The organism is Nonomuraea ferruginea (genome assembly GCF_039540635.1).
In the GTDB taxonomy this organism is placed as follows: Bacteria; Actinomycetota; Actinomycetes; order Streptosporangiales; family Streptosporangiaceae; genus Nonomuraea; species Nonomuraea ferruginea.
The window spans coordinates 41281-61417 of sequence record NZ_BAABFD010000009.1; the positions used below are offsets into that span (position 1 = coordinate 41281).

Sequence of the window (20137 nt, forward strand, 5' to 3'; positions counted from 1 at the left end):
AGCCGCGGATCAGCGGCACCAGGTCGGACGGGTTTTCGTCAGGCTAGGTTGACAGCCACTTGATTGTCAGCCTAGCCTGACAGCGTGGACATGGGAGAACTCTCTGAGCGCATCAGGTCCAACGACCCCGCCGTAGGGCTGAGGGCCGTCGGCGCCCTGCACCGCCTCGCCGAGCAGGTCGAGGCCGTCTCCGTGGCGCTCGCCCGCGAGCAGGGCTGGACGTGGGAGCAGATCGGCGACGCGCTCGGCATGTCACGCCAGTCGGTGCACGCCAAGTACGGGAAGTGAGGCCAGGCATGTTCGGCATGGAGAAGAGCCCGTTCGCGGTGGCCGTCAAGGCCGCCATGGAAGAGGCCAGGCGGCGCGGCGACCGGCGGATGGGCACCGAGCACCTGCTGCTCGGCGTGCTGCGCGACCCGTCGGGGCCGCCGGCCGGCGCGTTCGGGGTCCGAGCGGAGGCGGCCAGGGCAGCGCTGGACGAGCTGGACCGGGCGGCGCTGCGGGCCATCGGCGTCGACCCCGGTTCCGTGGCGGACGCCAGGCCGCGCAGGCACCCGTCGCTGCCGGGCACCGCGCTGACGTCGAGCGCCCGCGCCGTCATCAACCAGGCCGTCAAGGCCACGTCCCGCAAGACCAGGGACCGCACCGGGCCGAGCGCCCTCCTGCTCGCGCTCCTCGACCAGCGCCACCCGGACCCGGTGGCGGAGCTGATCGACCACCTCGGCGTCGACCGCGCCGCCGTCCGCTCCCGGCTGGAGCGGGCCGCCTGATGGCCGGACTGCGTGACGTGGTGGTCGACTGCGCGCACCCCGCCTCGCTCGCCCGGTTCTGGGCCGCCGCGCTCGACGGCTACGAGGTGGCTCCGTACGACGACGCCGAGCTGGCCAGGCTGCGCGCCCAGGGGATCGACGACCCCGAGGACGACCCCACGGTCCTGGTGGAGGGCGGGCCTCCGCGGCTGTGGTTCCAGCGGGTCCCGGAGCGCAAGGCGGGCAAGAACCGCCTCCATCTCGACCTTCAGGCCGAGGACCGGGAGGCCGAGGCCGAAAGGCTCGCCGGGCTCGGGGCGACCGTGCTGGACCGGCGCGAGGAGTGGACGGTGCTGGCCGACCCCGAGGGCAACGAGTTCTGCGTCTTCTGAACCCTCACGGCCCGAAGGTGAACATGCGCTCGCCCGGCACCAGAGGCTCGGGGCGCCCTGTGAAGCGGTGCGCGCCCACGCCGAACCCCGCCTCCGGGTCCGACAGCCACGAGAGCTCGAAGCCGCGCTCGCCGAACCACTCACAGATCAGCGGCACCAGGTCGGGCGGGGTGCGGTGCCGGGTCCAGATGACGGTGCCGCCGGTGGCGCAGAGCCGCGCGCAGTAGCCGACGGTGCGCCGGACGTCCTCGTCGGTGAGGTTGCCGAACAGCCCGCAGGCGAGCACCAGATCGGCGGGCGCCATGCCCTCGTAGCAGTCGGTGCGGGCGGCGTCGGCCGTCACCACCTCGACCTGGTCCAGGCCCGCCGCCGCGGCCGCCCGCCGGGCGATCGCGGCGTTGCCCGGGTCCAGCTCCACCAGGCGCGCCCGTACGTCGGCACGGCGGGGATGACCGGCCAGCACGCCGAGGACGTCACGGCCCTGGCCGGCGCACAGGCTGATCGCCTTCACCGGGCCGGGGGCGCAGGCGTCCAGCGCCGCCCCGACCCGCTCCTGGACGGCCCGCAGCCGCCGCGCCAGCCACGAACCGGGGAGGTCGTACGCGTCGTGCCAGGTCTGCCAGTCCATGACGCACATCCTCGGGCGTACGGGACGGCGAACGGAAGCAAAGGAGGTAAACGGCACGGAGGGTGAAAGAACTGTCACTGGCCGCGTCCGGGCCAGGGCCGTTACGTTCGGAGGAGACCTTCGGCGGAGGGGACGATGATGCAGGCGGCGGCCCTGTTCGGCAGTGGTCTCGTCGCCGGTCTGGTGGCGGGGACCGCGTCGTGCACGGCCGTGCAGGGGGGCCTGCTCGTCGGGCTGACCGGGGAGCGCGACCGGGTGGTGCTGGGGTGGTTCCTGACGGGCCGGCTGCTGTCCTACACGGCGGCGGGCGCGCTGCTCGGGCTCGCGGGCTCGGCGGTGAAGCCGCCGCCGCAGGCGCGGGCGGTGCTGCTGGTGGCGGCGGGCCTCATGGTGATCGCGTTCGCGGTCAGGCTCTACCGCCGCCCCGGTTGCCAGCCGCCGCGCCGCGCGTTCGGCGGGCTGGGCCCGCCGCTGCTCGGGGCCGCCACGATCCTGGTGCCGTGCGGGGTGACGATCGGCATGGAGCTGGTCGCGATCACCAGCGGCTCGGCGCTGTCGGGGGCCGCGGTGATGGCCGGGTTCGTCCTCGGCACCGCGCCCGCGCTGGCGCTGCTGGGCTGGCTGCTGCGGCGCGTCACCCGTACGAGACTGGCGAGGGCGGCGGCGGTGCTGGCCGTCGCGGCGGGGCTGTGGACGGTCGGCACGGGCGTCAACCTCGGGGGCTGGCTGCCCGCCACCGCGACCACGACCGGCACGCGGAGCCCTGTCGTGACCATCTGGGCGCTGCGCGACGGCTACCGTCCGGCGGCGGTGGAGGCGCCCGCCGGGGTGCCGGTCGAGGTGGTGTTCAAGCTGGTCGACCGGGGCTGCACGGAGACCGTGGCGTTCGCCGGGCGGGACCTGGCGCTGCCCGCGACCGTGCGGCTGCCGCCACAGCCGCCGGGCACGCTCCGCTACGCCTGCGGCATGGGCATGTTCACCGGGATAATCAAGTTCTCCTGAGGCGCTCGGCGATTACGGTTCGCAATCGGGCGATCACATGCCACCCTTCTGGCATGCTCTGGCAAGGTGATGCGACGAGGCCGGCCGTCCCGGCGCCGCGCGTGGGTGACGAGGCGGAGCTGCTGATGGCCGCGCAGCGGGGCGACGCCCAGGCCGCGCACCGGCTCGGCAGGCTCTACGCCCAGCGCGGCGACCGCGGCGCGGCCCGCCACTGGTGGGAGTCCGCGGCCGGGGCCGGGAACGTCGACAGCGCCTACAACCTGGGCCTGTGGCACGAGAAGCACGGCACGCTCGACGAGGCGCTCGGCTGGTACGAACGCGCGGCGGCGGCGGGTGACGCCGAGGCGGCGGTCAACCTGGCGACGCTGCTGCAGGAGCAGCGCGGCGACCCCGGCAGGGCCAGGATCTGGTTCGAGCGCGCGGCCCAGGCGGGCAGCCGGACGGCGGCGCGCAGGCTGGCGCTGATCTGCGAAGACACCGGCGAGCTCGTGGCGGCGCGTGACTGGCACCGGCAGGCGGCGGCGGGCGGCGACGCCGCGTCGGCGCACGACCTGGGTTTCCTGGCCTACTCGGCGGGCGAGGACGCCGAGACCGTGCGCTGGTGGGAGACCGCCTGCCGGGCCGGTCATGCCGGCGCGGCCTACTGCCTGGGCCTGCTCCTGCAGGCCGGGCGCGATCCGGAGGGCGCCGAGGCCTACTACCGGCTGGCCGCCAAGAGCGAGCATCCCGGCGCGGCGGTCCAGCTCGGCGCCATCGCGCTGTCGCGCCGCGACCTGCGCACCGCCAGGGGCTGGTACGAGCAGGCGGCGTACGCGGGTCGGCTGGAGGGCCAGCGGATGGCCGGGTTCGTCTGCGTGGAGCTGGGCGACGCGAAGGGCGCCAGCCACTGGTTCGGCAGGGGCGCGGCGGCCGGAGACCCGGAGTCGGCGTTCAACTTCGGGCTGCTGCTGATCGCCGAGTTCGGCGACCTGAAGGGCGGCCGCCACTGGTTCCGGCAGGCGGCGCTGGCCGGCCACCACCAGGCGGCGCTGGAGCTGGCCGGGCTGCTGTCGGCGGCGGGCCGGGGCGCCGAGGCCGAGGAGTGGCTGACCGACCCGCCGCCGCCCGTCTGGGACCGGACGGCCGAGCCGGAGCTGGCCGCCAGGGCCGAGCTGGCGGCGCTGGCGACCGATCGCCGTGGCGGCGTGGCCCTTGAGGTGGCGGAGCTGAACGAGATCCTCGGCACCTGGGACCTGGTGACGAGGCCGCTGCTCGACCACGGCGAGGTGATCGCCTGGCTGGTGGCGCGGAGCGGGCTGCACGCGAGCGCGGTCGAGCACCTCGCGTCGGTGCGCGGCACGCTGCTGCGCCCGGGCAGCGCCCCGTGGCCCAGCCCGGTGGAGGTCGCCCACGTGCTGTCGACGGCGCGCGAGCTGCGCGGCAGGCTCGGGCTGTCCGGCGCCGCACGTGACGGCGCCGACGCCCGCATGCCCGGGTTCTAGGCCGCCAGGACGTCGGCGACTTTGGTGTGCGGCAGGTGGAGCGCCTGGGCGACGGGCTCGTTGGTGAGGGCGCCGTCGTGGGTGTTGAGGCCGCCCGCGAGGCCCGCGTCATCCTTGAGCGCGTCCTTCCAGCCCAGGTCGGCCAGCTTGAGCGCGTACGGGAGCGTGGCGTTGGTGAGCGCGTAGGTCGAGGTGTTGGGCACCGAGCCCGGCATGTTGGCCACGCAGTAGAAGACCGAGTCGTGCACCCGGTAGGTGGGCTCGGCGTGCGTGGTCGGCCGCGAGTCGGCGAAGCAGCCGCCCTGGTCGATGGCGATGTCGACGAGCACCGAGCCCGGCTTCATGCGGGCGACCAGCTCGTTCGAGACCAGCGTCGGGGCCTTCGCGCCGGGGATGAGCACCGCGCCGATGACCAGGTCGGCGGCCAGGACCTCCCGCTCGATCGCGTACGCGGTCGACACCAGCGTCTTGAGCCTGCCCTGGTAGACGGCGTCGATGAAGCGCAGCCGGTCGACGTTGGTGTCGAGCACGGTGACGTCCGCGCCCATGCCGACGGCGATCTGCGCGGCGTTCAGCCCGGAGACGCCGCCGCCGATGACGACGATCTTCGCGGGGGCCACGCCCGGCACGCCGCCGGGCAGCACGCCGCGGCCGTCGTTGAACCGCATCAGGTTGTACGCGCCCACCTGCGGCGCCAGCCTGCCCGCCACCTCCGACATGGGCGCGAGCAGCGGCAGCGCCCCGTTGACCTGCACGGTCTCGTACGCGATGGCGGTGGTGCGGGCGGCCAGCAGCGCGTCGGTGCAGGGCCGTGAGGCGGCGAGGTGCAGGTAGGTGAAGATCACCAGGCCCTCGCGCAGCCGGTGGTACTCCTCGGCGATCGGCTCCTTGACCTTGAGCACCAGGTCGGCCTCGGCCCACACCTGGTCGGCGCTGTCGCGGATCTTCGCTCCGGCGGCGAGATACTCCTCGTCGGTGATGTGCGAGCCCTCGCCCGCGCCGCGCTGGACGGTCACGTCATGGCCGCGCTCGACCAGCTCGTGCACCCCGGCCGGGGTGGCGGCGACGCGGTATTCGTGGTTCTTGACCTCGGCAGGTACGCCGATCTTCATGGGCTGTCTGTCCTTTCGGAGAAAAAAATATCCGGTACGGGATCCCGTACCGGATATTTTGTCGATCAGAGGCGCGCCCACGCCTCCTTTAGCACACTTCGAAGAATTCCGCCGATCTCCTCGAACTCCTGCGGCCCGGCGATCAACGGCGGCGCGAGCTGGATGACGGGGTCGCCGCGGTCGTCGGCCCGGCAGTAGAGGCCGGCGTCGAACAGCGCCTGCGACAGGAACCCGCGCAGCAGCCGCTCGGACTCCTCGGCGTTGAACGTCTCCTTGGTGTCACGGTCCTTGACCAGCTCGATGCCCCAGAAGTAGCCGGAGCCGCGCACGTCTCCGACGATGGGCAGGTCGTCCTTCAGGCCCTCCAGCGTAGCCCTGAACAGCGGCTCGTTCCTGGTGACGTGGCCGAGCAGGTCCTCGCGCTCGAAGATGTCGAGGTTGGCCAGCGCCACGGCGGCCGAGACGGGGTGACCGCCGAAGGTGTAGCCGTGGGCGAAGATCTCGTCGCCGTTCTTGAAGGGCTCGAACAGGCGGTCGTGCGCGATCATCGCGCCGATCGGCGAGTAGCCGCTGGTCATGCCCTTGGCGCAGGTGATGATGTCGGGGACGTAGTCGAACTTCTCGCCGCCGAACATGGTGCCGAGGCGGCCGAAGGCGCAGATGACCTCGTCGGAGACGAGCAGCACGTCGTACTCGTCGCAGATCTCGCGCAGCCGCTGCCAGTAGCCGGGCGGCGGCGGGAAGCAGCCGCCGGCGTTCTGCACCGGCTCGGCGAAGACGGCGGCCACCGTGTCGGGGCCCTCCATCTCGATGGCGCGGGCCACCCGCTCGGCCGCCCAGTAGCCGTACTCCTCGGGCGTCATGCCGGGGACGCCGGTGGTCTCGTCGGCGCGGTAGTGGTTGGTGTTCGGCACCCGCACGGAACCGGGCACGAGCGGCTCGAACATCTGCTTGAACGCCGGGATGCCGGTGATCGACAGGGCGCCCTGCGTGGTGCCGTGGTAGGCGATCTGGCGGCTGATGACCTTGTGCTTGAGCGGCTTGCCGATGAGCTTGTAGTACTGCTTGGCGAGCTTCCACGCGCTCTCGACGGCCTCGCTGCCGCTGGTGGTGAAGAACACGCGGTTGAGGTCGCCGGGCGTCAGGCTCGCCAGGCGCTGGGCCAGCTCCGCGGCCTTGGGGTGCGCGTACGACCAGAGCGGGAAGAACGCCAGCTCCTGCGCCTGCTTGGCGGCGGCCTCGGCCAGCTCGCCGCGTCCGTGGCCCACCTGGACGACGAAGAGCCCCGCCAGACCGTCGAGGTAGCGCTTGCCGTGGATGTCGTAGATGTAGGAGCCCTCACCGCGGACGATGGTGGGCACCTCGGACTTCTGGTAGGAGCTGTGCCTGGTGAAGTGCAACCACAGGTTGTCCTGCGCGGCCTTCAGGACGTCGTGTTCCGGCTGCGTCATGTGTATCTTCCCTCGTTCGATCTGCACACCAGTGTGCAACCTCACCAGCCACTTTGCCAAGGGATTGCGTCGCTACTCCAGTGACGTGAACCGAGATCCGCAGAACTTTTCGGTAACAACTACGAAATCCGCAGGTACTCTGGCGCAGTGGTCACACCCTTTCACCTGCTGTGAGCGACGGTGTGATCCAATGGAACGCCCGACCACCGAGAAGACCCCCGGGGGACCGTCCCGTGACTCCTGAGCAGATCGAGAGCGCCGTTGCGGCTGCGATGCCGCAGACCGTCGAGGAGCTCAAGCGACTGGCCGCCATCCCGTCGGTCGCCTTCCCCGGCCACCCCGAGGAGCCCGTGCACGCCGCCGCGGCGGCGGTGGAGGAGCTGCTGCGCAGCACCGGCCTGCCGCGCGTGCAGCGCGTCCCGGTCGACAACAGCTACCCCGCCGTGTTCGCCGAGGCTCCCGCGCCGCCCGGCGCGCCGACCGTCCTGCTGTACGCCCACTACGACGTGCAGCCCGCGGGCGACCCGGCCTCCTGGCGCACGCCGCCGTTCGAGCCCACGCTGATCGACGGCAAGCTGTACGGCCGCGGCGTGGCCGACGACAAGTCCGGCGTCATGTCGCACGTCGCCGCGCTCCGCGTCTTCCAGGGCCGCTTCCCGGTCGGCGTCAAGGTCATCATCGAGGGCCAGGAGGAATACGCCGGCGAGCGGCTGGAGGCGTTCGTCGAGCGCAACCCCGACCTGCTGCGGGCCGACGCGGTGGTGGTGGCCGACACCGGCAACCCGCGCGTCGGTGACCCGGCGGTGACGACCTCGCTGCGCGGCATGGCGGCCTTCACCATGGAGGTGCGCACGCTCCGCGAGCCGCTCCACAGCGGCTCGTTCGGCGGCGCCGCTCCTGACGCGCTGGCGGCGCTGATGCGCATGTGCGCCGCGCTGCACGACGAGAACGGCGACGTCCGGGTGCCCGGCCTGCCCCGTGGCAGCTTCCTGGGTCAGGGGCCGACGGAGGAGGAGTTCCGCAAGACCGCGGGCGTGGCCGACGGCGTGTCGCTGGTCGGCTCCGGCTCGCTGGCCGACCGGCTGTGGGCCTCGTACGCGATCACCGTGACCGGGCTCGACGTGCCGTCGGTCTCGGGTGCGGTCAACGCCGTGCAGCCGGTGGCGCGGGCCAGGGTGACGGTGCGGGTGCCGCCGGCGGGCGACCCGAAGACCACGGTCAACGCGGTGGTGGAGTTCCTGCAGCAGGTGGCGCCGTGGGGCGTGCGGGTGTCGTTCGGCGACCTCACGGTCGGCTCGGGCTTCCAGGCCGACTCGGGCGGCACGGCGCGCGCCGCGCTCAACAGGGCGATGGAGCGGGCCTTCGGCCGGCCGCCGCGCGACGTGGGCGCGGGCGGCTCGATCCCGCTGGTCAACACGCTGCTCAAGCAGTTCCCCGCGGCGGAGATCCTGCTGTTCGGCGCCGAGGACGAGGACGCCGCCTGCCACGCGCCGAACGAGCGGGTCGACCTGGAGGAGCTGCGCCGGGTGGTGACCACCGAGGCGCTCTTCCTGCAGGAGCTGGCGCAGCCGTAGTCAGAAGCGCCAGCGGGTCTGCGCGTAGTCGCCCTTGCGGAAGCCGAAGGCTCGCGCGGGGGCGACCTCGAACACCAGGGCCCGCCCGCCCGCGCTGTTGTGGAAGGCCCCGTCGTGGACGTCGAAGTGCCAGTCGGGGCCGTACTTCGCCTCCCAGGCTTCCGCCAACGCCTTCAGCCTGCCCTCGTCGGTGACCTGCTCGGCTACGCCCTCCACGACCAGGTCCAGGCCCTGTCTCAGGGTGTTGGCGCCGGTGGTGAGCGCGACCTGCCGGTTGGCCTCCAGGTTTCTGGCCTTCTGCTCCTCCGGGCCGGTGCAGAAGTGGAGCGCGCCGTCCTGCCAGACGGCCAGCAAGGGCGTGACGTGCGGGCGGCCGTCGCGGCGTACGGTCGACAGCCACCAGACCTCGGCGCGTTCCAGCAGCTCGGCGGCCTCCTCCCAGGTGGTGGCGGCGGCGCCGCCGGCGCTGAAGCGGGCATCGAGCTCGGTGATCGGTTTCATGGTGGTGTTCCTCCTTCGCAAGGAGTGGGCCCGGCGGACGTCAGGGACTCATCGGCGGGCGCGGGAAGAGCGTGACGAACCGCTCGGCCACCTGCCGGTCCCCCTCCACCTCGGACTCTTCCAGGTTCCGGCCGGCGAACACCACGCTCCTGATCGTCTCGGCGTCGGCGCGCAGCACGGCGTCTCCTCCCGCGCCGTCCCTGGCGAAGGTGAGCTGCCCGGCCGAGACCGTCGCCAGGATGCTCTCCTCGCCGAGCCGCAGCTCGACGCTGCCCTCGAAGCCGTCCGCCGCCCCGGGGTCGAACGTCGACTTCAGGGCGTACAGGAGCGCGTCGACGCTCAGCGGCCCGGTCGAGGTGAGCGGCATCCGGCTGCCCCACTGGGCCAGCGCCAGCACCACCGGCTCCAGCTCGCTCCCCCGTTCCGTCAGCTCGTACACCCGGCTCGCGGCGGGCGGCGGCAGCTTGCGGCGGCGCAGCACGCCGGACTCCTCCAGCTCGCGCAGCCGCTGGGAGAGCACGTTCTGGCTCGCGCCGGGCAGGCCGGCGCGCAGGTCGGTGAAGCGTTTGGGGCCCAGCAGCAGCTCGCGCACGATCAGCAGCGCCCACCGCTCCCCGACGTGGTCGAGGGCACGGGCGACGCCGCAGGGGTCGTCGTAGGTTCGCATCGAAAATCCTTGCGAATTCGTACATGTTAGTCCTAGTTTAGGACCAACACGTGATTGGAGCCATGACATGAACGCTCTGGACACCCTTCCACAGGGAGATGTCCGGCTATTGGAGCATCCGACCGCACGCAGGCTGCTCGTCTCGAAGGAACTCGCCCGGGTGGCGTACGTCGCCGCCGACGGGACCCCACGCGTCTACCCGACGCTGTTCCACTGGAACGGCGAGGAAGTCGTCATGGCCACGTTCGCCGGCGCGGTCAAGATCAACGCGCTGCGGGCCAGGCCCGAGGTCGCCATCACCATCGACACCACGGCCACCCCGCCGGAGGTGCTGCTCATCCGCGGCCGGGCCGAGGTGACCGACGTCGACGGCATCGTGCCGGAGTACGCGCTCGCCCACCACCGCTACGCGGGCCCTCAGCAGGGCGCCAGGAACGTGGCCGAGGCCGACCGGCCGGGAGTCCGCATGGCCCGCATCGCCGTCCGGCCTTCGTGGGCCGGGGTGCTGGACTTCCAGACCCGCCTGCCCGGCCAGATGCCCTCGGCGACGTGATGGCGACGTTCGCGCTGATCCACGGGGGCGGCGGCACCTCCTGGCCGTGGCGCCCGCTGGAGACCTGCCTGCGCGGGCGGGGGCACCGCACGGTGGCCGTGGACCTGCCGCTGGACGATCCGGAGGCCGGGCTCGCCGATTACGCCGACCACGTGATCGCCGAGGTGCGGAAGTCCGTCGGGCACCTGGACGGCCTCGTCGTCGTGGCGCACTCATGGGGCGGGTTCGTCGCCCCGATCGTCTGCGACCGGGCGAAGGCCGACCTGCTGGTGCTGCTGGCGGGCATGGTGCCGGCGCCCGGTGAGCCGCCCGCCGACTGGTGGGCGAACAGCGGCTTCGGCGACAAGGACATCGACGACCCGGTCGCGCTGTTCATGCACGACGTGCCCGCCGACCTCGCGGCCGAGGCGCTGCGGCACGGGCGGGGGCACGCCGAGAAGGCGCTCGTGGAGCCGTGGCCGCTGGACAAGTGGCCGGACGTGCCGACCCGCTACCTGCTCTGCCGCGACGACCGGTGGTTCCCGCCCGAGTTCGTCCGGCCGATGGTGCGCGAGCGGCTGGGCATCGAACCGGACGAGATCGGCGGCAGCCACAGCGTCATGCTGTCGCGGCCGGAGGAACTGGCCGACCGGCTCGCCGGCTACCTCTGAACGACCGGCAGCTCGTACACGCGGCGGACGCTGCTGCCCAGCCTGCCGATGTCGGCCCCGTACACGTGGATCGACACCCCCGTCTCGGAGCTGGTGTTGCGCACCAGGTGGATGTCGCCGGGCGGGGCGAAGCCGCTGACGTCGCCCGGCCGGTTGTCGGCGCGGCCGATCTCCACGAGATGGTCGCCCTCGTCCCGGTAGAGGGTCTCGTGCTCGTTGCCACTCAGCACGGCGAACGCGCACCACGAGATGTGGTCGTGGATGGCGGTCTCCTGACCGGGCCGCCAGACCACGGCCACGATCGAGAAGTCGTCCTGCGCGTGCAGGGGCCACGACACGTACGTCTCGGGCGAGCCCAGCCGCTCCTGTGCGGTCAGGATGTCCAGGCTCGGCAGCCGGTCGCGCATCAGGTCAGCGACGGCGAGTGCGGTGTCGCGGGCGGGAAGGCGGCGCGCGGTCAGCGCGCCGACGCCCGCCACCAGCTCGGCCAGGCCGGGCCGTACGGTCGTGACGGTGTCCATGCATCCTCCCGAGGTCGTGCGGCGTCCTCTTCCTACGGTCTCGCGCTGACCATCGATAGGTCCAACAGAAGTATTCGAGCCGACCTATAGATATGATTGATGAATGCTGGATGTCACCCGGCTCCGCGTCCTGCTCGCGGTCGCCCGTACCGGCTCTCTCACCGCGGCCGCCCGGGAGCTGCACTACGCGCAGCCGTCCGTCAGCCACCACCTCGCCAGGCTGGAGGCCGAGACCGGCGCCAAGCTGATCCAGCGGGCCGGGCGCGGCATCCGGCTGACCGAGGCCGGCAGGCTGCTGGCCGAGCGGGCGAGCGACATCGTCGGGCGGCTCGACGCCGCCGCCGAGGAGCTGGCCGCGCACGTCGGGCTGCAGACGGGGCGGGTGCGGCTGGCGGCGTTCCCCTCGGCGCTCGGCACGTTCATCCCCGAGGCGGCCGCCCTGCTGCGGAAGTCGCACCCGGGGCTGCGGCTCGAACTCACCGAGACCGAGCCGCCCGAGGCGCTGCGGCTGCTGCGGGCCGGGCGGGTGGACGTCGCGGTCATGTTCCGGTACGACGACACGGCGCCGGAGGCTCCCGGGCTTCAGCTGATCCACCTGTGGGACGAGCCGAGCTACCTGATCACCCCGGGGCCGGGGTCCGTGGAGGCCGGCTCGCCGGAGTCCGATGAGGCCGATCTGAGGGCTTTCACGGACGCGGCGTGGATCGCCGGGTGTGACCGGTGCCGGAGCCATCTGTTCGACCTGTGCGACAAGGCGGGGTTCGAGCCGCGCATCTCGTTCACCAGCGACGACATCGTGGCCGTGCAGGCGCTGGTGGCCGCCGGGATAGGCGTCACCGTGCTGCCGGCGCTCGCGCTGCGCGCGCACCGCCATCCGGACGTGACCGCGCGCCGCGTCCCGGGCTCCACCCGGCACGTGTTCGCCGCCGTCTACGGCCACCCGCCGCACCCGTCGGCCACCGAGGTGCTGGTCGCGGCCCTGCGCGACAGCCTTTAACCCCGTTGACGGGCTCCATAGGATGACGACATGCCGGATCTCTCCACACTCGCCCTCTTCTGTGCGGCCACCCTGGCGATTCTGCTCGTGCCGGGCCCGGCGGTGATCTTCATCGTCACGCGCAGCGTCGCCCAGGGCCGGGCGGCGGGGCTGGTCTCGGTTCTCGGCGTGCACGCCGGGTCGGTGGTCCACGTGGTCGCCGCCGCCCTCGGCGTCAGCGCCCTGCTCGCCGCGTCGGCGACCGCCTTCACGATCGTCAAGTACGCGGGCGTCGCCTACCTCGTCTGGCTCGGGCTCCGCAAGCTGCTGGCCCGGGGAACCGCTGAGGAGACGGTCGAGCTGCCGGAGCAGTCCAAGCGGCGGATGTTCTGGGAGGGGTTCGTGGTCAACGTGCTCAACCCGAAGACCGCGATCTTCTTCATGGCGTTCCTGCCGCAGTTCGCCGACCCCGCGGCTGGGGCGGTCGCGCCGCAGATGCTGGTGCTCGGCCTGCTCTGGATGGCGCTCGGCATGGCCTCCGACGGCACGTACGCGCTGCTGTCGTCGGCGCTGGCCACCCGGGTGCGGCGCTCGGTGCGGGCCCGGCGGCGGATCGACATCGGCAGCGGGCTGGTCTACTTGGGGCTGGCGGCCTGGCTCACAGGTGAGAAGGCCTGACAAGCCCGGAAATTTCGGTGCCGTAGTGCGATAGTGAGCGGGTGGCGGAATTCTCCCTGAGCCGGGGCGACATCGACGCCGGGCAGGGCATTCCAGGACACGGCGCCATGGACAGGCCACCACGCGACTCCAGATCCGCACGCGTCGCCTCAGAGCGGGTCGTCCAGGTGCACTCAGGCCACGACGATTTCACGGGCGTGACCGGCTCCGGGTACGTGGTCGCCCCCGGCCTGATCCTGACCTCCGCCCAGGTGATCGACCCCGCCGCCCCCTGCCACGTACGCGGCACCGGCCCCTGGACCCGGGCCCAGCCTGTCTGGCACGGCCACGGCCCCCTCGCCGCGGCCCTGCTCCACATCCCTGAGGTCCCCACCGTCCCACCGGCACCCTCACCGGCCCCGTCCCGGCTCCGGACAGGCGGGACGGCCCCGTCCGGGCGGAACCCCGGCTCGTCCCGGCTTTCGGTGGGTGGGGCGCCTGGAGGGAGTGGTGACGCGGCCCGGCCGTCCCCAGCACGGGGAGCGGGCGGGGGCGGAGGGGATCCCGGCTCGCCGGACCCGTCGGGGTCGGACGCTTCGGGGATGCCCTGGGAGGGGTCCTTTGGGCCGGTTCGGTGGGGGCGGGTGACCGGGGATGGGGTGCGGTGCGTCGTCCGGGGTTTCGCCCGAGCGGATTCGCGGGGTGAGCCGCTGGTTTCGGTGGTGGCGGCCGCCGGTGCCGGGACTGTGCCCGCTTCTCTGGGGGTCGAGTTCTCCGGCTCGCCGCCGGGTGCCTTCAGGCTCGGTTTCTCGGGCGCGGCCCTCTTGGCGGAGCCGACGGGTCAGCTCGTGGGGGTGGTCGTCTCCTGGTACGAGGACGGGCACGCGGATGTCGTACCGGTGGAGGCGCTGCTCCTGGACGACACCTTTCGCGCGTGGGTGGAAGGTGACGCCCTTCCCGCGTCGGGGCTGCTGGAGGACGTGTCCGGGGACGAGCGGGTCGTCCTGCTCCCCGACCTGCTGGAACCGGCCACGGGAGAGCCTCCGGAGAACTGCCCGGACTGGTCGTTGCCGGTGGCGCGGCACGCGGTGGTGCCGTTCGTCGGCAGGAAGGCGGAACTGACGGCGCTGCGGAACTGGGCCGCCGGGCCCGAGCCGCTGTCGGCCGCGCTGATCACCGGGCCGGGCGGGTCCGGGAAGAGCAGGCTGGCGGTGGAGCTGTGCGCGGAGCTGTCGGCGGCCGGGTGGGACGCCGGGCTCCTGCCGGCGACGGCACTCGTGGGACCGCTGTCGGATCCCGCCGTCCGGCTCGACGCGTCGCGGCCCACCCTGCTCGTGCTCGACTTCCCCGAGCCGTCGGCCGCCCTGGTGGCCGAGCTGGTGCGCGGCCTGGCCGCCCACCGGCACAACCCGCGTATCCGTCTCCTGCTGGTGGCCCGTACCTCCGTGGGCGCCGCCCCGCCTCCGGCCGCCTGGTGGCGTCGGCTGGACACCGCCGCCGGCGGCCGTCTCAAGCGCCTGATCCGCGCGACCGTCCGCCTGGAGGACCACCCCCTCACCCTTCCGGAGCGCGCCGGACACGCCGCCGCCGCCATCCGCGCCTTCGCCACGCGCCCCGGGGCAGGTGATGGACTCGACCGGATCCGCCCGTTTCCGCTCGACGACCCCTTGTACGCGGTTCCGCTGCGGGTCCATCTGGCGGCCCTCATGCGGGTACGCGGCCATGAGGCGGGGCCCGGCAACGAGCTGGTCCACCGCTTCCTGAACCGCGAACGCGAGCGGTGGTCGGCGTCGCCGGGAGCGCCGGACGACGGCGTGGCGGGCGCGGCGATGGCGGTGGCCCTGCTGTTCGCGCCGTCACCGAGGGAACTGCGGGCCCTGCTGTCCGTCGTACCCGGCCTGGAGGAGGACCGGAGGGCCGAGGTCGCGGCGTGGGTCGCGGGGCTGTTCCCGCCGGACTTACGGGGTGGGCGGCCCTCCGAACAGCGGGTTCCCGCCGTACAGGGCGGGTGGCCCCCCGAGCAACAGGCCTCCGCCGTACAGAACGAGCGGCGCTCCGAACAGCAGGTTCCCGCCGTACAGAGCGAGCGGCTCGCCCAGCAGCAGACCCCTGACGCGCAGGGCAGCCGGGTCCCCGACGTGCGGGGTGGGTGGTTCTCCAGCCGGCGGCTTGCCTCTGATGGGCAGGGGCTGTCCGGCGGGCTGGTGATCGATGTGCCTGACGTGGTGGTCGGGCAGGTGCTGGAGGAGACGGCGGGGCTGGAGTCGCTGGTGACCGCCGTACACGATCATCCGGGGCGGACGGCGGCGCACCTGGCGCGGATGCTCGATGTGCTGCGGGTCTGCGCGGATCACGGGCGGGTACGGGTCGCGCTGGGGTCGCTGGTCGTGCACCGGCTGGACAGGATGCTGTGCGAGGCCGCCATGGGGCCGGGCGAGCAGCTCGGCGACCGGCTCAACGCGGTGCTCCAACTGTTGCGGGATGAGCCGGAGGTGGCCGGGGCGGTGGCGGCGCTGCCGCCGTGGCAGGCGGGGCATCCCGGGGTGCGGGCGCTGAGGGTGACGCTGGCCGAGATGCTGGTGGAGCGGCTCAGGGGCGGGAAGCGGGCCGACGTCGCCACGGCGCTGTCCACGGCGTCGGCGTGGCTGGCGGCGGCGGGGAGGCTGCCTGAGGCGGTGGCCGCGGCGGGTGAGGCGGCCGAGATCTTCGCGGCGGCTCCCCCGTACGAGCAGGCGGAGGGGCAGGCGGAGGCGCTGTTCAACCAGACGGCGTGCCTGCTGCTATCGGGGGTGCCGGAGCTCGCGGTCAGGCCCGCGCGGGAGGCTGCGGCGCGGTTCAGGATCCTGGTGGAGGAGGATCCGCGGTACGCGGCGCACGCGGAGCGGGCCCAGTACAACCTGGCCTGCGCGCTGGCTGGGACGGGGCGGCTGCGGGAGGCGGTGTCGGCGTTCCTGGCCGCGGGCGGGGATGTGCTGCTGGCCGGGGACATGGAAGCGGTCCTCTCCGTGCTGCCCGACCCGGCCGGGGTCTCTCCCGGCCTTTCCTACGAAACCCCGTCGTACGGAGAAGCTGCGGGGGTGCATCAAGGCGTCCCATCGACCGGTCCCTCGCCATACGACAGAGCTCCTGGGGTGCGTGAGGGTGCCTCACCGAGTGGCCCTCCGCCGTACGGGAGGGCTGCGGGGGTGTATCTGGACGATGGCGCACCGTACGTGAGTGCTCGAAGGGCTGGTGTGCCGTTGGGTGTGGGGGATGATGCACGGCCCGTGGGTGGGGAGGGCTTGTCGGGTGGTTCCTCGCCGTATGGAGGGGTGCGTCCGGGGGGTGACGGGTCGTTGGGGGGTTCCGCGCCTGGCTCTCGTGAGGGGTGGGCGTTGGTGGGGGGTGGGGTTCTGGGGCCGCTGGATGAGTTGGACGAGGAGCGGCTGGTCGGGCTGGGGGCCGGGCTGGCGGTGGAGGTCGTCAAGGCCGTGCGGGAGGTGGCGGTCACCGATCTGGAGGTGTGCCGGCGGCTCGACCGGCTGGGGTCGCGGCTGGACCGGCAAGGGCGGGGAGAGGCGGCCGTGGTGGTCGCCGGTGAGGCGGTCGTGCGGCTGCGCGGGATCGCGGCGGAGGAGCCGGGGTTGCGTGCGGTGCTGGCCGGGGCGGCCGGGCTGGTGTCGCGGGTGCACGGGGAACGGGGGGATCTCCAGGCAGCGGTGCGGAGTGCCGGGGAGGCGGTGGAGAACCTGCGGGCGCTGGCCGTCCTGGAACCGGGGCGGCACGGGCGGGAGCTGGCCGAGCGGCTGCGGGACCTGGGCGAGGACCTGCTGCTCCGCCGGTTGCCTCAGGAGGCGCTGGACTCGCTGCGGGAGGCCGTGTGGGTGGCCGACGAGCTCGGTGACGGCCATGACCGGTTGTTGGCCGGATGCCGGCGGCTGCTCGGGATGTGCCTGGTGGAGCTGGATCGGCCCGCCGACGGGCTGGCGCAGTTCGAGTCGGCGGCCGGGTTGCTGCGGGAACTGGGCGACGAGGATCGCCTGCGGCGGGATGTGGCGGGATGGGTCCGCCGCTCGCGCGCGCTCCTGGGCCGTGCCCTGCCACCCGCCGAATCTGTGCTTCCGGACGAGGAATTCCCCACAGACTCCGTACGGACGCGTCACCGGGCGATCGCCGACGACGGGCAGGCATCGGCGGCGGACTCCTCGCAGGCACCGTACGGAGCAGCCGAGGACGGACGGGCGAGAAACAGGCCACCTGCGGAGGACTTCCGACAAGCACGACACGCGACACCTGCAGAGGACTTCGGGCCGACACTTCGCGGAACACCCGCCGAAAACCCCAAACCAATACCTCACGGGACACCCGCCGAAAACCTCAAACCAACACCCCGCGAGACACCCGCCGATAAACCCAGACCAACACCTCACGAGACACCCGCCCATAACCCCAAACCAACACCTCACGAGACACCCGCCGATAACTCCGAACCAACACCTCACGAGACGCCCGCTGAGGGCTTTGGATTTGCACTTCGCGGGGCCTATGACAGGCGCTTCGTGGAGGGGTTGTCGCTGGTTGGGGTGGCGGTGCGGGGTGGGGAGAGTGTGGAGCGGGCCGAGGAGGCGTTGGCGGTTCTCGTGGCGGGAGGGGGGACGGACGTCGGCGCGCTCGCCGAGGCTCAGGCGCATCTGGCGTGGGTGTGGGCGGGAGCCGGGCGGGCGCGGGACGCGGTGGTGCTCGCCTCGCGGGCTGCGGGGTTGCTGCTCGGGCACCGGGGGAACGGCGCCCGGCCGCAGGGTGACCGCGCGCGTCCGGGACAGCTGTGGGAGGAAGGCCTCCGCGCGCGAGGAGAGGACGAGGATCGCCGGCGGCGCGGGGATGACGTGCGGTTGTGGGGGAAGGTCGAGGCGGCTCTGGGGCGGGGGTTGCTGGGGGCGGGGCGGTTCGAGGAGGCATTGCCGCACCTGGTGGCGGCGGTGGACGCGGACGAGGGGGCGGCGGAGCGGGTGCTGCTGGTCGCCTGTGCGTGGACCGGGCTGGAGCGGTGGGAGGAGGCGGAGGAGGCGGCCGGGCGGGCGGCGGAGCTGGTGCGGGAGCCGCTGGGGCGCGCTGTCGCGTTGCGACTGCTGGCCGGGGCGCGGTTCGCGCGGGGGGACTTCGGCGGGGCGCTGGAGGCCGCCGGCGGGGCGGTCGAGGCGTTGCCGGAGGAGGCGACGGTGCCCAGGCGGTTGCTGGCCGGGACGTGCCTGCAGCTGCGGGGGCTGTGCCGGGTGCGGTTGGACGACGACGAGCGGGCGGGGCTGGACCTGGTGCGGGGTACCACGCTGATCGCCGGGCTGCTGGACGACCACGGGCCGCTCGCGCCGGAGCCGGCCGCCACGCACCTGCTCGCTCTGCTGGCGCTCGGTGAGCTGCAGCAGGATCCGGCGCCGTTCCTGGCGCGGGCGCTGGAGGTCAGGCCGTTGCCGCCCCCGGATGCGCTGCGGGTTCTGCTGGACGATCTCGCCGACCATCTGGACGGGGCGGGCGAGGTGGATCTGCTGGGGCCGATGACCGCGTTCACCGAGGCGTTCACGCGCGAGGTGCCGGTCCGCGCCCGCCCGGAGCTGCACGAGTCGCTCGGCGACTGCCTGGCACGGTACGCGGCGCTGACCGGCGAGGCGGCGGCGGCCGAGGCTGCGGTGCGGGTGTTCCAGGGGCTGGCGGCGGCCGATGCCCGCCACCGGGCGCGGCTGGGGGTCGCGCTCGCCGCGCTGGCCGGGATCGAGCACGAGCTGGCCCGCCCGGTGCTCGCCACCCTGGAGCAGGCCGCCCACCTGCTGGCCGGTACGCCGGAGAAGGCGGCGCTGGCCAGGACGCTGACGCTCTACGGTGACGCGCTGCTGGGCGCGCGCCGTCCGGTGGAGGCGCTGGCCCATCTGGAGCGGGCCGCCGACCTGTGCGACGAGCTGGACGAGCCCGGCGTCGCCGCCATGGCGTACTGCTGTCTGGGTGCGGCGCTGGCCGCGCTGGACCGGCCGCAGGCCGCGCTGGAGGCGGTCGCCTGGTCGGTGGCCGAGCAGGAGCGGCTGCCGGAGGGCCACCCGGCGGCGCGGGCCAGGGCGGACGAGGTGCGCGGGCTGGTGCTGCGCCGGATGGGCAGGAAGCGGGAGTCGCTCGCCCATCTCGTGGAGGCGGTCAACCAGTACCGGCGGCTGCCCCGTACCGCTGCCCGGCGGCTGGCGGAGGCCGAGGTGGCGGTGGTGATCGTGGACGACATGCTGGCGGACGGGCGGGCCGGCGAGGCGGTGGAGTACGCGGCGCTCGCCGTCGACGGGTACGCCGGATCCCCGGCCGCCAGGCTCAAGCAGGCGCTGGCCAAGCAGCGGCTGGTCCGCTGCCACCTGATGCGCGGCGCGCTGGGCGAGGCGGCTCCGCTGGTGGAGGAGCTGATCGTGGACGCCAGGCGGGCTCCTGGCGATCTCACGTACCGGGCGGTGCTCGCGGACTCGCTCGCGCAGAGCGCGGAGCTGCTCACCATGCTGCACCTGGACGACGGGCCGCGGGCGGAGGCCAGGGCTCGGGAGGCGATCAGGCTGTACGACGGGCTGATCGCGGCGGGGGTGGGCGCCGAGAGCGTGCACGCCGGGCGGGCGGGCGCCAACCTGTCGCTGGCGGCGGCGCTGTCGTCGCAGGAGCGGTACGAGGACGAGGTGGCGCCGTTGCGTGAGGCGGTGACGGCGCTGGAGCGGTACGCGCCGGGCAACCCTGTGCTGGGCGGCCATCTGGCCAGGGCGATGCTCATGCTGGGCGACGCGCTGCTGGCGGCGGGCCGGGCGCCGGAGGCGAGCGCGGTGCTGCACCGGGGGACGCGGGTGATCCGGGACGGCTACCTGAGCGCGGTCGCCTACTACCAGCTCGGCCTGTGCGAACTGCGGCTGGGGCGCGACGAGGCCGCCGACGCGGCACTGCGCTCCGCGGACGCGCGACTGCGCGAGCTGCTCGACGCCGAAGGCGACGGCGGTGACGGCGGTGACGGCGGCGACGGCGGCGACGGCGGCGACGACGACGACCGCGACGGTGGCTACAGGTACGGGGACGGCGGGTACGACGAGGAATTGGTCGAGATGCATCGGGACGTGCTGCGGGCGCGGCTGGGGTTGAACGAGCGGGCCGGGCGGGCCGGGGAGGTCGCGCTGGTGGAGCACGACCTCATCAGCCTTCGGTGGTTCCGGCCCCGCTGACCGGTGGTTGACCAGCAC

General features: G+C 73.4%; 17 protein-coding genes. 11 read left to right on the top strand and 6 right to left on the bottom strand.

The features are described 5' to 3' along the window. Positions 1-90 precede the first annotated feature (90 nt). From ABD999_RS18250 to ABD999_RS18260, 3 genes are read left to right on the top strand one after another with little or no spacing between them, the layout of a single operon-like run. Positions 91-288 carry a helix-turn-helix domain-containing protein gene (locus tag ABD999_RS18250; RefSeq protein WP_271279122.1) on the top strand — a complete coding sequence of 66 codons (198 nt, stop codon included), beginning with the start codon at positions 91-93 and terminating at the stop codon, positions 286-288. Between the two features lie 8 nt (positions 289-296). After that, the gene (locus ABD999_RS18255) at positions 297-770 is read left to right on the top strand and encodes a Clp protease N-terminal domain-containing protein (RefSeq protein WP_271279109.1); all 474 of its coding nucleotides are present in this window, start codon (positions 297-299) and stop codon (positions 768-770) included. Next, positions 770-1141, top strand: a complete 372-nt coding sequence (locus ABD999_RS18260) for a VOC family protein (RefSeq protein WP_271279110.1) — start codon at positions 770-772, stop codon at positions 1139-1141. The genes ABD999_RS18255 and ABD999_RS18260 overlap by 1 nt, the downstream gene beginning before the upstream one ends. 4 nt (positions 1142-1145) lie before the next feature. Here ABD999_RS18260 and ABD999_RS18265 read toward each other — a convergent pair whose 3' ends face one another. Next, entirely contained in the window at positions 1146-1769 is a 624-nt protein-coding gene (locus tag ABD999_RS18265; RefSeq protein ID WP_271279111.1) for a methyltransferase domain-containing protein, read from the bottom strand. A 135-nt stretch (positions 1770-1904) separates the two neighbouring features. Between ABD999_RS18265 and ABD999_RS18270 the strand changes: the two genes are divergently transcribed. Next, entirely contained in the window at positions 1905-2771 is an 867-nt protein-coding gene (locus ABD999_RS18270) for a sulfite exporter TauE/SafE family protein (protein ID WP_271279112.1), read from the top strand. Between the two features lie 53 nt (positions 2772-2824). Next, complete coding sequence (locus ABD999_RS18275; protein WP_271279113.1) at positions 2825-4252, top strand: tetratricopeptide repeat protein; 1428 nt, start codon at positions 2825-2827, stop codon at positions 4250-4252. Here ABD999_RS18275 and ald read toward each other — a convergent pair. Then, a complete protein-coding gene (gene ald / locus ABD999_RS18280; protein ID WP_271279114.1) occupies positions 4249-5364 on the bottom strand; it encodes an alanine dehydrogenase in 1116 nt (371 codons plus the stop codon). The two genes, ABD999_RS18275 and ald, sit on opposite strands and share 4 nt — an antisense overlap. Before the next feature lie 65 nt (positions 5365-5429). Beyond that, complete coding sequence (locus tag ABD999_RS18285; RefSeq protein ID WP_271279115.1) at positions 5430-6815, bottom strand: aspartate aminotransferase family protein; 1386 nt, start codon at positions 6813-6815, stop codon at positions 5430-5432. Between the two features lie 233 nt (positions 6816-7048). On the opposite strand from ABD999_RS18285, the gene ABD999_RS18290 reads away from it, so the two are divergent. Then, complete coding sequence (locus ABD999_RS18290) at positions 7049-8389, top strand: M20/M25/M40 family metallo-hydrolase (RefSeq protein ID WP_271279116.1); 1341 nt, start codon at positions 7049-7051, stop codon at positions 8387-8389. On the opposite strand, the gene ABD999_RS18295 is transcribed toward ABD999_RS18290, so the two are convergent. Together ABD999_RS18295 and ABD999_RS18300 are read right to left on the bottom strand one after the other, a co-directional pair. After that, positions 8390-8890 (bottom strand): pyridoxamine 5'-phosphate oxidase family protein, encoded by a 501-nt coding sequence (locus ABD999_RS18295; RefSeq protein WP_271279117.1) that lies wholly within the window; start codon positions 8888-8890, stop codon positions 8390-8392. 40 nt (positions 8891-8930) lie between these two features. Then, positions 8931-9557, bottom strand: coding sequence for a winged helix-turn-helix transcriptional regulator (locus ABD999_RS18300; RefSeq protein WP_271279118.1), 627 nt, complete (start codon positions 9555-9557; stop codon positions 8931-8933). A gap of 67 nt (positions 9558-9624) precedes the next feature. On the opposite strand from ABD999_RS18300, the gene ABD999_RS18305 reads away from it, so the two are divergent. Both ABD999_RS18305 and ABD999_RS18310 read left to right on the top strand, forming a co-directional pair. Beyond that, positions 9625-10110, top strand: a complete 486-nt coding sequence (locus ABD999_RS18305) for a pyridoxamine 5'-phosphate oxidase family protein (RefSeq protein ID WP_271279119.1) — start codon at positions 9625-9627, stop codon at positions 10108-10110. Next, positions 10110-10760 carry an alpha/beta fold hydrolase gene (locus ABD999_RS18310; protein ID WP_271279123.1) on the top strand — a complete coding sequence of 217 codons (651 nt, stop codon included), beginning with the start codon at positions 10110-10112 and terminating at the stop codon, positions 10758-10760. Before ABD999_RS18305 ends, ABD999_RS18310 begins: the two co-directional genes overlap by 1 nt. On the opposite strand, the gene ABD999_RS18315 is transcribed toward ABD999_RS18310, so the two are convergent. After that, entirely contained in the window at positions 10751-11281 is a 531-nt protein-coding gene (locus ABD999_RS18315; RefSeq protein ID WP_148034143.1) for a cysteine dioxygenase family protein, read from the bottom strand. The two genes, ABD999_RS18310 and ABD999_RS18315, sit on opposite strands and share 10 nt — an antisense overlap. A 103-nt stretch (positions 11282-11384) precedes the next feature. Here ABD999_RS18315 and ABD999_RS18320 point away from each other — a divergent pair, with 103 nt between their 5' ends. The 3 genes from ABD999_RS18320 to ABD999_RS18330 all read left to right on the top strand — a co-directional run bounded on the left by ABD999_RS18320 (position 11385) and on the right by ABD999_RS18330 (position 20119). Next, on the top strand, positions 11385-12278 hold the full coding sequence (locus tag ABD999_RS18320; protein WP_271279120.1) for a LysR family transcriptional regulator: 894 nt from the start codon (positions 11385-11387) through the stop codon (positions 12276-12278). A 30-nt stretch (positions 12279-12308) separates the two neighbouring features. Beyond that, positions 12309-12935, top strand: coding sequence for a LysE family translocator (locus tag ABD999_RS18325; protein ID WP_271279121.1), 627 nt, complete (start codon positions 12309-12311; stop codon positions 12933-12935). Between the two features lie 725 nt (positions 12936-13660). Then, positions 13661-20119 carry a hypothetical protein gene (locus ABD999_RS18330; protein ID WP_345482805.1) on the top strand — a complete coding sequence of 2153 codons (6459 nt, stop codon included), beginning with the start codon at positions 13661-13663 and terminating at the stop codon, positions 20117-20119. Positions 20120-20137 lie beyond the last annotated feature (18 nt).